At 65.0% G+C, this 13105-nt stretch carries 11 protein-coding genes and 2 tRNA genes; 11 read left to right on the plus strand and 2 right to left on the minus strand.

The features are described from left to right. Window positions 1-177 precede the first annotated feature (177 nt). The 8 genes from ACIQTZ_RS02290 to ACIQTZ_RS02325 all read left to right on the plus strand — a co-directional run bounded on the left by ACIQTZ_RS02290 (window position 178) and on the right by ACIQTZ_RS02325 (window position 8085). On the plus strand, window positions 178-990 hold the full coding sequence (locus tag ACIQTZ_RS02290; protein ID WP_402977153.1) for an MBL fold metallo-hydrolase: 813 nt from the start codon (window positions 178-180) through the stop codon (window positions 988-990). A 31-nt stretch (window positions 991-1021) separates the two neighbouring features. Continuing rightward, window positions 1022-1798: a fumarylacetoacetate hydrolase family protein gene (locus tag ACIQTZ_RS02295; protein WP_400330420.1), complete on the plus strand. Its 777-nt coding sequence runs from the start codon at window positions 1022-1024 to the stop codon at window positions 1796-1798. A gap of 112 nt (window positions 1799-1910) precedes the next feature. After that, window positions 1911-3431, plus strand: a complete 1521-nt coding sequence (gene gltX, locus ACIQTZ_RS02300; protein WP_402943240.1) for a glutamate--tRNA ligase — start codon at window positions 1911-1913, stop codon at window positions 3429-3431. A gap of 13 nt (window positions 3432-3444) precedes the next feature. Then, window positions 3445-4173, plus strand: coding sequence for an HAD family hydrolase (locus tag ACIQTZ_RS02305; protein WP_400330424.1), 729 nt, complete (start codon window positions 3445-3447; stop codon window positions 4171-4173). Between the two features lie 137 nt (window positions 4174-4310). Beyond that, window positions 4311-4382: transfer RNA gene (locus ACIQTZ_RS02310), tRNA-Gln, on the plus strand. Window positions 4383-4512: 130 nt separating this feature from the next. Then, window positions 4513-4585: transfer RNA gene (locus tag ACIQTZ_RS02315), tRNA-Glu, on the plus strand. Between the two features lie 99 nt (window positions 4586-4684). Further along, entirely contained in the window at window positions 4685-6469 is a 1785-nt protein-coding gene (locus ACIQTZ_RS02320; protein ID WP_402977157.1) for a dynamin family protein, read from the plus strand. Further along, on the plus strand, window positions 6466-8085 hold the full coding sequence (locus ACIQTZ_RS02325; RefSeq protein WP_402977160.1) for a GTPase: 1620 nt from the start codon (window positions 6466-6468) through the stop codon (window positions 8083-8085). Before ACIQTZ_RS02320 ends, ACIQTZ_RS02325 begins: the two co-directional genes overlap by 4 nt. Before the next feature lie 23 nt (window positions 8086-8108). On the opposite strand, the gene ACIQTZ_RS02330 is transcribed toward ACIQTZ_RS02325, so the two are convergent. Beyond that, window positions 8109-8645 (minus strand): DUF1697 domain-containing protein, encoded by a 537-nt coding sequence (locus tag ACIQTZ_RS02330; protein WP_400330429.1) that lies wholly within the window; start codon window positions 8643-8645, stop codon window positions 8109-8111. A 19-nt stretch (window positions 8646-8664) separates the two neighbouring features. Beyond that, window positions 8665-9384 (minus strand): IclR family transcriptional regulator, encoded by a 720-nt coding sequence (locus ACIQTZ_RS02335; RefSeq protein WP_243541036.1) that lies wholly within the window; start codon window positions 9382-9384, stop codon window positions 8665-8667. Window positions 9385-9494: 110 nt separating this feature from the next. Between ACIQTZ_RS02335 and leuC the strand changes: the two genes are divergently transcribed. From leuC to murA, 3 genes are all read left to right on the plus strand, one after another. Continuing rightward, window positions 9495-10946 carry a 3-isopropylmalate dehydratase large subunit gene (gene leuC / locus ACIQTZ_RS02340; protein ID WP_400330431.1) on the plus strand — a complete coding sequence of 484 codons (1452 nt, stop codon included), beginning with the start codon at window positions 9495-9497 and terminating at the stop codon, window positions 10944-10946. Window positions 10947-10956: 10 nt separating this feature from the next. Beyond that, window positions 10957-11556 carry a 3-isopropylmalate dehydratase small subunit gene (gene leuD / locus ACIQTZ_RS02345; protein ID WP_400330433.1) on the plus strand — a complete coding sequence of 200 codons (600 nt, stop codon included), beginning with the start codon at window positions 10957-10959 and terminating at the stop codon, window positions 11554-11556. A 218-nt stretch (window positions 11557-11774) separates the two neighbouring features. After that, the gene (gene murA, locus ACIQTZ_RS02350) at window positions 11775-13100 is read left to right on the plus strand and encodes a UDP-N-acetylglucosamine 1-carboxyvinyltransferase (RefSeq protein ID WP_387436059.1); all 1326 of its coding nucleotides are present in this window, start codon (window positions 11775-11777) and stop codon (window positions 13098-13100) included. The last annotated feature ends 5 nt before the right edge of the window (window positions 13101-13105 follow it).

Consider the following 13105-nt stretch of genomic DNA (forward strand, 5'->3'; position numbering starts at 1 on the left):
TCGAGTCGCCTGTTTCGTGGAACGCTCTCTCACGCGCGCCTTTTGAGTGAGAGAGCGTCGGGCGGAAGGGGGTATTTGGTGAGAGAGCGTCGGGCGGAAGGGGGTATTTGGTGAGAGAGCGTCGGGCGGAAGGGGGTATTTGGTGAGAGAGCGTCGGAGGGGTGCCAAGATAGGACAGTGACTTCCGAAGACGCACTGCACACCGGGTCCTCTGCCCAGCCCCGACCGCACTTCCAGCAAAGCAGCGAGCTGACGAGGTTCCGGCTGGCCCCGAACCCCGGCCCGATGAGCCTCGACGGCACCAACTCCTACGTCATCGGCGCCCCGGGATCCGGCCATGTGGCTGTCGTCGACCCGGGGCCGGAGGATGGGCCGCACCTGGCCGCGCTGGCTTCGGCGGGTCATGTGGACGTGGTCCTGATTACGCACCGCCACGCAGACCATACCGAGGCGTCGGCGCGTTTCCACGAGCTGACGGGAGCTCCCGTGCGGGCAGCCATGGTGGAGCACTGCCACGGAGGGGAGCCGCTCACGGATGGCGAGGTGATTTATGCCGGCGGGGTGGAGATCCGCGTCCTTGCCACACCCGGCCACACCTCCGATTCGGTATGCTTCCATCTCCCTGCCGATGGCCCCACAGGATCGGTCCTCACCGGCGACACCATCCTGGGCCGCGGAACCACCGTCCTGGACTATCCGGATGGGCGGCTGGGCGATTACCTGGCAAGCCTGGACCGGCTTGAAGCGCTCGGCCCGGCAACGCTCCTTCCCGCGCATGGCCCGGTGTTGCCGGCGCTCGATGAAAAGTGCCGCGAGTACCGTGACCACCGCGAGCAGCGCCTTGACCAGATCCGCGCCGCCCTGGCCCGCGTTGGCCAACAAGCGACCATCGCCCAAGTCACCGACGTGGTTTACGCCGACGTCGATCCTTCTGTCCGCTGGGTGGCTGAAACGTCGGTGGCCGCGCAGTTGGATTACCTGCGCGGCTGAAAGCGCCTCGCCGGACTGTAGGCTTGAGCCCATGCGTATCGCCCGGTTTGTAGTTGATTCTGATCCCCTTTACGGCGTCGTGGACGGCGAGCCCGGCAGTGAGGAAATCACTGTCATCAACGGCGACCCGTTCTTCAATGGCGTCGAGCCCACCCACACCAAGCACAAGCTTGAGGATGTGAGGCTGCTGGCCCCGATCATCCCGCGCAGCAAGGTCATCGGGGTCGGCAGGAACTTCGCCGAGCACGCCGCGGAACTGGGCAACGAGGTGCCGCAGTACCCGTTGCTGTTCCTCAAGCCCAACACTGCGGTGATCGGCCCCAACGATCCGATCGTCCTGCCGGAGTTCTCCGAGGAGATTTCCTTCGAAGCCGAGCTGTGTGTCGTGATCGGCCGCATCTGCAAGGACGTCCCGGAAGAGCGGGCCGACGACGTGATCTTTGGCTACACCTGCGGCAACGATCTCACCGCCCGCGACGTCCAGAAGACTGACCTCCAGTGGGCACGCGCCAAGGGCTTCGACACGTCGGCTCCGCTTGGCCCCTGGATCGAAACCGAACTCGATCCCGACGACGTTGACATTCAGGCACGCCTCAACGGCGAACTGCGCCAGGATGGCAACACCACGCAGATGATCCGGGGCGTTCGCGAACTCGTCTCGATCGTTTCCCACGCCTTCACGCTGCTTCCCGGCGACGTCATCATGACCGGCACGCCGGCGGGCGTTGGCCTGGTTTCCGAGGGGGACCGCATCGAGGTGGAGATCGAAGGGTTGGGCCGCCTCTCCAACCCCGTTGTCCGCCGCTGACCAAGCCGGTCTTCCGAACGGCCCGACGACGGAGGCACTCGCCTGAGTGCCTCCGTCGGGCGCTTCCGGAGGGAAAAACAGGCGGACGCCAAGCGGTAAAGTTGGAAGCACTATGACTACTGCTTCTGCGTCGAACGCTGCCTCCAGCGCCATCCCTGCCGTCAACGCCGAGACTCCGGTCCGCGTCCGTTTCTGCCCTTCGCCCACGGGTACGCCGCACGTCGGCCTGATCCGCACCGCCCTTTTCAACTGGGCCTATGCCCGCCACACCGGCGGCAAGCTGATCTTCCGCATCGAAGACACGGACGCCGCCCGCGACAGCGAGGAGAGCTACCACCAGTTGTTGGACGCCTTGAAGTGGCTGGGTATCAACTGGGACGAAGGGGTTGAGGTAGGCGGACCGCATGAGCCCTACCGCCAGTCACAGCGCGGTGATATTTACCAGGACGTCATCGCCAAGCTGAAGGCGGGCGGACACGTCTATGAGTCGTACTCCACGCCGGATGAAATCGAAGCCCGGCACAAGGCTGCAGGCCGCGACCCGAAGCTCGGCTACGACGGCTTCGACCGCCACCTGACCGAGGAGCAGCTCGCCCAGTTCAAGGCGGAGGGCCGTGAGGCAGTCCTGCGCCTGCGCATGCCGGATGAGGACATCACCTTCACGGACCTGGTGCGCGGGGACATCACGTTCAAGGCAGGCTCGGTTCCCGACTTCGCCGTGGTGCGCGCCAACGGTGCTCCGCTCTACACCCTGGTGAACCCCGTGGATGACGCCCTCATGGGCATCACGCACGTGCTCCGCGGCGAGGACCTGCTGAGCTCGACGCCCCGCCAGATCGCCCTGTACCGGGCCCTGTACGCCATCGGCGTGGCCGAGTACATGCCACAGTTCGGGCACCTGCCGTACGTCATGGGCCAGGGCAACAAGAAGCTGTCCAAGCGTGACCCCGAGTCCAGCCTGTTCCTGCACCGCGAGCGGGGCTTCATCCCCGAGGGCCTCCTGAACTACCTGTCGCTGCTGGGCTGGTCGCTCAGTGCGGACGAGGACATCTTCACGGTTGAGCAGCTTGTGGCCAACTTCGACATCCATGATGTCCTTGGCAACCCGGCGCGCTTCGACCTCAAGAAGGCAGAAGCCATCAACGGCACCCACGTCCGCATGCTTGCGCCCGGGGTGTTCGAAGAGCGCCTGGTTCCCTACCTTCGTGCAGCCGGTTTCGTGGGTGAGATCCTGACACCGCGCCAGGAAGAGATCCTCCGGGAAGCTGCTCCGCTGGTCCAGGAACGGATCGCCTTGCTCGGCGAAGCACCTGAAATGCTGGCCTTCCTGTTCAAGGCCGATGACGCGATCGACGTCGCCGATGACGCGCGCAAGGGATTGCCGGCAAACCTTGAGGAAGTCCTGGACGCTGCCCTCGCCGCCTTGGAGCCGATCGGGGAGTGGACCGCCGAGAACATCCAGGCCGCGCTCAAGCAGGCACTGGTTGAAGATCTTGGCATCAAGCCCCGTGCGGCCTTCGGCCCTGTCCGTACCGCGATATCCGGTCGCCGCATTTCGCCTCCGCTCTTCGAATCCATGGTCATCCTTGGCAAGGACTCCTCCTTGGCCCGGGTCCGCGCTTTCCGCGGCTAGGGACGGATCCGGCATGGCGATTGCAAGCTCTTTCGGCACCATTCGCGGGGTGCTGTTCGATATCGACGACACCCTGGTGGACCTTGAGTACGCCATGACCACGGCGTTGCGTGACGTCAGCGAACATCTCCTGCCCGGCCTGGACCAGGCCGGGTGGGTGAAGTTCGGACGCATTTTCACCCATGAAACAACGCACTTCTACGACCGCTACCTGGCGGGGGAACTGACCTTCAACGAGCAGAGGCTGCTCCGGGGACGCGCTGCTTTGGGTCACTTCGGGGTGGAGCTTGCCGAAGGCGAGGAATCCCAGGCGTGGGTTGCCGAATACCACCAGCGGCAGACGGCCTACGTGCGGGCATTCGACGATGTTTCCGGCGTACTGGATGCCCTGGATGCCGCCGGCGTTCCCTACGGTGCCGTAAGCAACAACGTGCACGACTACCAGCGAGCCAAGCTGAACGGTGCCGGCCTGGAGAGGATCAAGGTCCTCGTGGGGACGGACACCGTTGGCGCCGCAAAACCCGATCCCGCCATTTACCTCGAAGGGGTTCGCCTGCTGGGGACAACGCCAGGGGAGACCTTGTACGTCGGCGATAACCGCTTGCTGGACGCTGACGGAGCATGCGATGCGGGCCTGGTGGGAGTATGGCTGAACCGCACCGGGGAAGTCGTGGAGGACTTTGCCGGACGCCAGGTTGATTCCCTGTCCGGTCTGCTGCTCGAGGCGTCTGCACGGACGTAGGACCCTGTGACGCAGGTAACGCTCTTCCGATTTGTGCAGGTCAAAAGTCTCGGGTAGAGTAATTACTCGTGCTGAGGGGCACGGAGGGAAAAACCAAGGGAAAACCGCGGTGATCATCTCCGGTCCGAAAGTCACTTTGGGATATGGTGTAATTGGCAACACTACGGTTTCTGGTACCGTCATTCTAGGTTCGAGTCCTGGTATCCCAGCTCTGGAATTGCAGTAAAAATTTACTGGAATTCATGGAGAATCCGAATTGATTCGTCGATTTGGAAACAAGCTGAAAGTATGAAATACTCATTCAGCTTGATCGCCGGAAACGGTGATAGAAAAGTGCAGGGCCCCATCGTATAGCGGCCTAGTACGCCGCCCTCTCACGGCGGTAACGCGGGTTCGAATCCCGCTGGGGTCACACATGAATCCCCCGGAGCAGCGCTCCGGGGGATTTCTTTTTTCCACAATGGCCCCTGCTTCCAACCTATCCCCGGCACAGGGCTGGCATGATGAAGCAGTGACCGCAGACCAGGATTCCCCACAGCCGCGGACCGGCCCTCATTCCGGAAATTCGTTTGACGGTGCGGTGCATGCCCTCGAAACCGCACGGGCCGATCTTTCCGGTACCACCCTGCCCTTGGCGCTTCCCGAGGCCGGGGAGGGGCGCAGATGGATAGCCGAGGTCCTGGCTCAGTTGGATGACTACATCATTCCCCGTTACCGCAGCCTGGACGCTCCCCTGCTGGCAGTGGTTGGCGGGTCGACCGGTGCCGGCAAGTCGACCCTTGTGAACGCCTTGGTGGGTTATCCAGTGACGCGCGCGGGGGCGATCAGGCCCACCACGCGCCAGCCGATTCTCCTGCACAACCCCCGGGACGCCGAGTGGTTCGAAGGCACCCGCATTCTCCCCACGCTGGCCCGGATCCGCGGGAGCGTTGCCGTGGTTCCGCTCCCCGCCAACCAGGCCGGGCCCACACCGGACGCCGGCGCCCTGACCTCGCTGGTCCTCGTGGCACACCAGGATGTACCGCAGGGGATAGCCATCCTGGACGCCCCGGACGTCGATTCGGTTTCTGATGACAACCGCCGGCTGGCCGGCCAATTGCTGGCCGCAGCAGACCTTTGGATTTTTGTCACCACTGCCAACCGCTATGCCGACGCCGTTCCCTGGCGGCTGCTTCTGGATGCAGCTTCGCGGGACATCACCGTGGCTGTGGTTCTGGACCGCGTGCCGCCAGCGGCGGAGGAGGAAGTCAGGACCGATCTGCAGGCAATGCTGGAACGTCAAGGACTCGGCGAAGCACAGCTGTTTGTTGTGCGGGAGAGTGCCTTGGACGGCTTGGGCATGCTGCCCGGTGAATCGGTGGAACCCTTGCAGCGGTGGCTGGTGGCCCTGGCTGCCGACGCGGCCGGCCGTGCCGACGTCGCCAGGCGCACGCTCAACGGTGCCGTCAAAGCGGTGAGCACCCGGCTGGAGGGGATTGCCGCCGCGGCAACCGCACAGGAGGCCGCTGCGCAAGACCTCCGTGCCACGGCCAACGACGAGTATGCCGCGGCGCTCAGGAGGATCCTGGATGCCACCAAGGACGGGGCGTTACTGCGGGGCGAGGTGCTGGCACGCTGGCAGGATTTCGTGGGAACAGGCGAATTCTTCAGGACTCTGGAGCAGAACATCGGCCGGCTGCGGGACCGCGTGGGCGCCTATTTCCGCGGCGAACCTGCCCCGGCCGTCAAGGTGGAGACTGCGATCGAGTCAGGACTGCAAGCGGTGATCCTGGACGAGGCAGCCAATGCCGCGGAGAACGTGGACAGAAGGTGGCGTTCCGAGCCGGCCGGGCGGCAGCTGCTGGGCGGGGACGATCTTTCCGGCACGTCGCCCGGGTTTGATGCCGTGGCCGCCGCGGCAATACGCCAATGGCAGGAAGGCCTCATGGAGCTGATCCGCACGCAGGGCCAGGGCAAACGCACGCAGGCGCGGTGGTTGTCTTTTGGCGTGAATGGACTGGGGGCAGCGCTCATGGTGGTGGTCTTTTCCATGACGGCGGGGTTGAGTGGCCTTGAGATCGGCATAGCGGGCGGCACGGCGGTGGTGGGCCAACGCGTGCTCGAGGCTGTCTTCGGCGAAGATGCCGTGCGCCGCTTGGCCCGGCAAGCCCGCGAGGACCTGCAAGCGCACTGCCAACGGTTGCTCGATGGCGAAGAGAAGCGGTTCCTGGACCGGCTGCCGGCGGAAGGCCAGGGGGATGGCAGCAAGCTCCTCGGCCATGCCGGGGAGTTGCGCCGGCTGGCGGGCGTGGCATGAGCCGTCACTCCCAGGTCCGCTCGGCATCCAGGCTTCAGGAGCGGTTGGATTCCCTCAATACTGCCCGGGAATTGGCGGCTGGAGTCCTGGCCGATGCCCAGCTGGAGGCGGTTTACGACGTCCTGGACCGTGCTGCCTCGCGGCGCTCCCTGTCGACCGGGCATACCGTGGTTGGGTTCTTCGGTGCGACCGGCAGCGGGAAGTCCTCACTCTTCAACGCTGTCTCGGGCAGCAACCTCGCCACGGCGGCGGCACGCAGGCCCACTACGTCAGCGCCGCTGGCCGCGGTGTGGGGTGAAGAAGGCAGCGGGCCGCTCCTGGACTGGCTGGACGTGCGTGACCGGCATGCGCTGCCGGAGGTCGCGGACTTCGCTGGAGGCGAGGCCGGCCTGATCCTGCTCGACTTGCCGGACATCGACTCCACCACCGTGGAGAACCGCCAGCTGGTCGAGCGCCTCGCGGGCATGGTGGACGTCCTGGTGTGGGTACTGGATCCCCAGAAGTATGCCGATGCCGCCGTTCACCACGGCTTCCTGCGTCCCATGGCCACCCACGGTGCCGTGACCCTGGTTGTCCTTAACCAGATGGACAAACTCAACGCTGCGGATGGGAACGCCGTGGTGGATTCGCTGCGGGGAATCCTGGAGCAGGATGGCCTGGCCGGCGTGCCGGTTTTCGGCACCTCTGCTGTGACGGGCGACGGCGTCGCGGCCGTCCGCGGAGCCATCAGAAACGTCGTGGTCCAGCGGGAGGCTGCCACCCAGCGGCTCTCGGCTGACGTGGCCAGGGCGGCCTCCGGCCTCGCGGAGGTTTCCGGCGACGGGGAAGCCCACGGTGTCTCATCACAAGCGAAAGCACACTTGGTTGCAGAGCTGGCCACAGCGGCGAATGTTCCCCTGGTGGTGCACGCCGTCGAGCGGTCCTTCAAGCGGCAATCGGCACGCAGGACCGGCTGGCCCGTGACGCGGTGGCTTCTCCGGTTCCGTCCCGATCCACTGCGACGGCTGAACCTGGGCAGGGACGACGCCAAACCGGAACTGAACAGGACCTCGCTTCCACCCGCCGGGGCGCCGGGGCGGGCCCGAACGGACGCAGCCGTCAGGGCGTTCGTGGATGACGCTTCGGCGGGCGCTCCCGGACCGTGGCGGGCGGCCATTCGTGGCGTTGCCCGGGACGGGCGGGAACAGCTGCCGGATGCCTTGGACCAGGCCATTGCGGGTACGGACCTCAAGGCGTCCAGGCGCCCCCTTTGGTGGGCACTCTTCAACGCTTTCCAGTGGCTTGCCCTGCTGTTGGCCGTCGGTGGCCTTGCCTGGCTGGGCGTCATGGCGGCCCTGGGCTATTTCCAGTTGCCCATCCCCGAGGTCCCCAGGACGGAAGGCTGGCCCTGGCCCACGCTCATGGTCGCCGGAGGAGTGTTGTTCGGAGTGGTGCTGGCCCTTGGCGGGCGGATGTTGGGCGCCGGAGCTGCCCGGGTCCGCGCCAAGGGAGCTTCCAGGCGGCTGCGGGCCGCGGTGGGGCTCGTGGCAGAAGAGCACATCGTTGAACCGGTGGAGGTGGAAATTACCCGCCTGGAGGCCTTCAATGCTGCACTGAAGGCAGCGCGGGGCGGCTGACGCCGAGGATCCGTTCCGGGGCGTCAGAGTGACGTTGCGGCGTCCCTGACTTTGATCAAGGTGCGAAGGTTGCGGGTGGTGGTTCCTGCCTTGTAGCGGGCCTTGGCCGTGAGTTTGCTGAATGGACTGTCCAGCGTTCCACCGGCTGGTGCCAGCCAAGCCAAGGCTTCAGGGCCCAGCCTGGTCAGCTCCACACTGTCCAAGGCGTGGCCCGCCTCCACGAGTTCATCCAGCATTGCCGCGTCGGAAGCCAGAGTGACATAGCTATGGGTGGATTTGTCGTCAGCGGGATACGGGCAGGCGGCCACCAGTTCGCCCACGCGGCCTGCCGTGAGCACCACCACCCAAGCGTCATAGCCGAACGAGTCCCGCAGGCACTTTTCGAAGCCGGACTTCACTTTCGCCGGCGTCAGTCCGCTCTGCAGTACAACGTTGCCGCTGGCCAGCAGTGTCTTCACCTGGGAAAAGGGTTGGTCCTTCAGGGCTGACTTGAGGTCCGCCATCTTGATGTTGATGCCACCCACGTTGATGCCGCGCAGGAACACAGCGTAATTCTCCATGGGACCACCCTTCCGTCGGTCAGTCGTTGCTTTTGCGCAGGGCTTCGGTGAGGACCCGGGCCGCATTGCACACCACTTCGGCGTGAAGCCGGCCCGGCTGTCGGGTGAGGCGCTCGATCGGTCCCGAGATGGACACGGCGGCAATGACGCGGCCGGACGGCCCGCGGACCGGAGCCGAAACCGAGGCGACCCCGGGCTCGCGTTCGCCGAGGCTCTGACCCCAGCCCCGGCGTCGTACTCCAGCAAGGACGGTGGGCGTAAACCGCGCGTTCTGCAGTCCTTCAAGGAGACGGTCGTGGTCTTCCCACGCCAGCAGCACTTGGGCGGCGGAGCCGGCCTTCATGGACAATTGCGTTCCCACCGGGATGGTGTCCCGAAGACCGATGGGGCGTTCGGCCGAGGCGACGCACACGCGCCAGTCGCCTTGCCTGCGGAAGATCTGGGCGCTTTCGCCGGTGGCATCGCGGAGTTGGATCAGCACGGGACCGGCGGAGGCGATGAGCCGGTCTTCGCCCGCGGCCGAGGCGAGTTCCACAAGGCGGCTGCCGAGGACGAACCGTCCTTGAATATCGCGGCTCACCAAACGGTGGTGGACCAGGGCCAGCGCGAGCCGATGGACCGTGGGCCTGGCCAGGCCCGTGGCGGCCACGAGTTGTGCAAGCGTGGTGGGCCCTGCCTCGAGCGCGTCCAGTACCTGGGCCGCTTTATCAATGACACCGACTCCACTAGAATTGTCCATGTAATGATATTGCCGTCTCAATATCTGAGATGCAAGTTGTTTCACTGGTCTATTTGGCAGCCGTGCTGATTCAGTGGATGCAGAACAACCAACAGTGAAGGGAGCAGGCCGTGGGAAAGACACTGGCCGAGAAAGTCTGGGACGCGCATGTTGTGCGCAAGGGTGAAGGCGAAGGAGCCAATGCCCAGCCCGATCTTCTTTTCATCGACCTGCACCTGGTCCACGAGGTGACGTCCCCGCAGGCCTTCGAGGGCCTGCGCCTGGCCGGCCGCAAGCTGCGCCGCGTGGACCTCACCATCGCCACCGAGGACCACAACACCCCCACTCTGGACATCGACAAGCCGATCGCGGACCTCACCAGCCGGACGCAGATCGAGACGCTGCGCGCCAACTGCAAGGAGTTCGGTGTCCGCCTGCACTCCCTGGGCGACAAGGAACAGGGCATCGTGCACGTCGTCGGCCCACAGCTCGGCCTGACGCAGCCCGGCATGACAGTGGTCTGCGGCGACTCGCACACCTCCACGCACGGCGCTTTCGGTGCGTTGGCCATGGGTATCGGCACCTCCGAGGTGGAGCACGTCATGGCCACCCAGACGCTGTCCCTGAAGCCGTTCAAGACCATGGCCATCAACGTCGAGGGCACCCTGCGCCCCGGTGTCACGGCCAAGGACATCATCCTCGCCGTCATTGCCAAGATCGGTACCGGCGGTGGCCAGGGTTACGTCCTGGAGTACCGTGGTTCCGCCATCCGCGCACTGTCCATGGATGCCCGCATGACCATCTGCAACATGTCCATCGAGGCCGGTGCACGCGCCGGCATGGTGGCTCCGGACCAGACCACCTACGACTACATGCAGGGCCGTCCCCACGCGCCGGAAGGCGCCGACTGGGATGCCGCCGTCGAATACTGGAACACGCTCCACACCGATGAGGACGCCACGTTCGACGTAGAGGTGGACCTGGACGCCAACACGCTGGAACCGTTCGTGACCTGGGGAACCAACCCGGGCCAGGGCGTGTCCCTCTCCGCCAAGGTTCCCTCTCCCGAGGACTTCGGCGACGAGAACGCCAAACTCGCCGCAGAACGCGCGCTGACGTACATGGGGCTCGAAGCTGGAACCCCCATGAAGGACATCCGCGTGGACACGGTATTCCTGGGCTCCTGCACCAACTCGCGCATCGAGGACCTGAGCGCGGCTGCGGACATCATCCGCGGTCGTGAGAAGGACCCGAACGTGCGCATGCTGGTGGTTCCCGGTTCCGCCCGTGTCCGCCTGGAAGCCGAAGCCATGGGCCTGGACAAAGTGTTCAAGGACTTCGGTGCCGAGTGGCGCTTCGCCGGTTGCTCCATGTGCTTGGGCATGAACCCGGACCAGCTGGAGCCGGGGGAGCGGTGCGCATCAACGTCCAACCGCAACTTCGAAGGCCGGCAGGGCAAGGGCGGCCGAACCCACTTGGTCTCTCCCGTAGTGGCTGCAGCCACAGCTGTCCGCGGCACCTTGAGCTCGCCGTCGGACCTTGAACCGGCCTCTGCAGGCACATTGACCGGAACCGCAGTCTAGGAGGATTCCCATGGAAGCATTCACTACCCACACCGGCATCGGCGTCCCGCTGCGCCAGAGCAACGTGGACACGGACCAGATCATCCCTGCTGTGTACCTCAAGCGCATCACCCGTACCGGGTTTGAGGACGCCTTGTTTGCGGCATGGCGCAAGGATGAGTCCTTCATCCTGAACCAGGAGCCCTTCGCGTCCGGCTCCGTGTTGGTGGCCGGGCCGGACTTCGGTACGGGATCCTCGCGCGAACACGCTGTATGGGCGCTCAAGGATTACGGTTTCAAGGCCGTCCTGTCCTCCCGCTTCGCCGATATCTTCCGCGGCAACTCCGGGAAGCAGGGCCTCCTGGCCGCCCAAGTGGCCCAGGACGACATCGAACTCATCTGGAAGGTCCTGGAGAACAGCCCGGGCGCCGAAGTGAAGGTGGATCTGGTATCCAAGACGGTGGAATGCGGCAATGTCGTGGCACCGTTCGAGATTGACGACTACACCCGTTGGCGCCTCCTGGAAGGCCTCGACGACATCGGCCTGACCCTGCAGCACGAAGAAGACATCACGGCGTACGAGGCCACCCGGCCATCCTTCAAGCCGACGACGCTTCCCGCAAAAAGCTAAAGCCTGCGCGGCAAGCGCCAGGGGTGGGTTTACACCCCGAAAGAAGACCGGACAGCCCTTTCCGAAGGGCTTGCCGGTCTTTTTTCATGGGCCCACGCAAGGCCGGGGATATCCCCGCCGCGCAGCCGTTGCATTTCGGTTCGGTAACGCGAGCTTCTATGCTTAGCTGGAGCCTTTGAAAGTATGGGGGGCGAGTAGTCGTGAGGAAACCGGTATAGATGAGTAGTGTTCTGACAATCCGCGGTGGGGTCCCTTTGACTGGACGAGTGACCGTGCGCGGGGCCAAGAACCTTGTACCCAAGGCCATGGTTGCGGCGCTGCTGGGCAGCGAGCCGTCCGTGCTGCGGAACGTGCCGGAGATCAAGGACGTGGAGGTTGTCACCAGCCTCCTGCAGCTCCACGGCGTTACCGTGGCCAAGGACGCCGCGACGGGCGACCTGACGCTGGACCCCAAGGACGCCAAGACGGCATCCAGCACGGCCATCGATGCGCACGCCGGGGATTCCCGGATCCCGATCCTGCTGTGCGGGCCGCTGATCCACGCGATCGGTGAGGCGTTCATTCCGGACCTTGGCGGCTGCAAGATCGGCGACCGCCCCATCGATTACCACCTGAACGTGTTGCGCCAGTTCGGCGCAGTCGTGGAAAAGCGCCCTGGTGGCATCCACATCTCCGCTCCGCATGGCCTCCATGGCGCCAAGATCTCGCTGCCGTATCCCTCGGTTGGTGCCACGGAACAGGTGCTGCTCAGCGCCACGCGCGCGGAGGGCATCACCGAACTCTCCGGTGCAGCCACCGAACCGGAGGTCATCGACCTCATTGCCGTGCTGCAGAAGATGGGCGCCATCATCAGCGTCCAGACGGACCGCACCATCCGCATTGAGGGCGTCAAGGACCTTCGCGGCTACAACCACCGCGCCCTCGCGGACCGCAACGAATCGGCGTCGTGGGCTTCAGCCGCGCTGGTCACCCGTGGCGACATCTTCGTCGAAGGCGCCTCGCAGCGGGACATGATGACGTTCCTGAACACCTACCGCAAGGTGGGCGGCGGAATGGACATCGGCGACGACGGCATCCGCTTCTACCACCCCGGCGGAAAGCTCACGCCCTTGGTGCTGGAAACGGACGTCCACCCCGGCTTCATGACCGACTGGCAGCAGCCGCTCGTGGTGGCGCTGACGCAGGCCGAAGGCGTGTCCATCGTGCATGAGACCGTCTACGAGAACCGCTTTGGCTTCACCGACGCCCTGGCGCGCATGGGTGCCAACATCCAGGTGCACCGCGAGTGCTTGGGCAGCGTTCCGTGCCGTTTCGGCCAGCGCAACTTCCTCCATTCGGCAGTCATTTCCGGACCCACGCCGCTGCGCGGAACCGAGATCGACATCCCTGACCTCCGCGGCGGCTTCAGCCATCTCATTGCCGCGTTGGCAGCCACGGGAACTTCCCGGGTCACGGGCATTGACATCATCAACCGCGGCTACGAGCGCTTCACCGAAAAACTCGCCGGCCTGGGCGCCGATTTCGATATCACCACCACCAAGTAGCAGGG

This window comes from Paenarthrobacter sp. NPDC090520 (assembly GCF_044769205.1).
Taxonomy (GTDB): Bacteria; Actinomycetota; Actinomycetes; order Actinomycetales; family Micrococcaceae; genus Arthrobacter.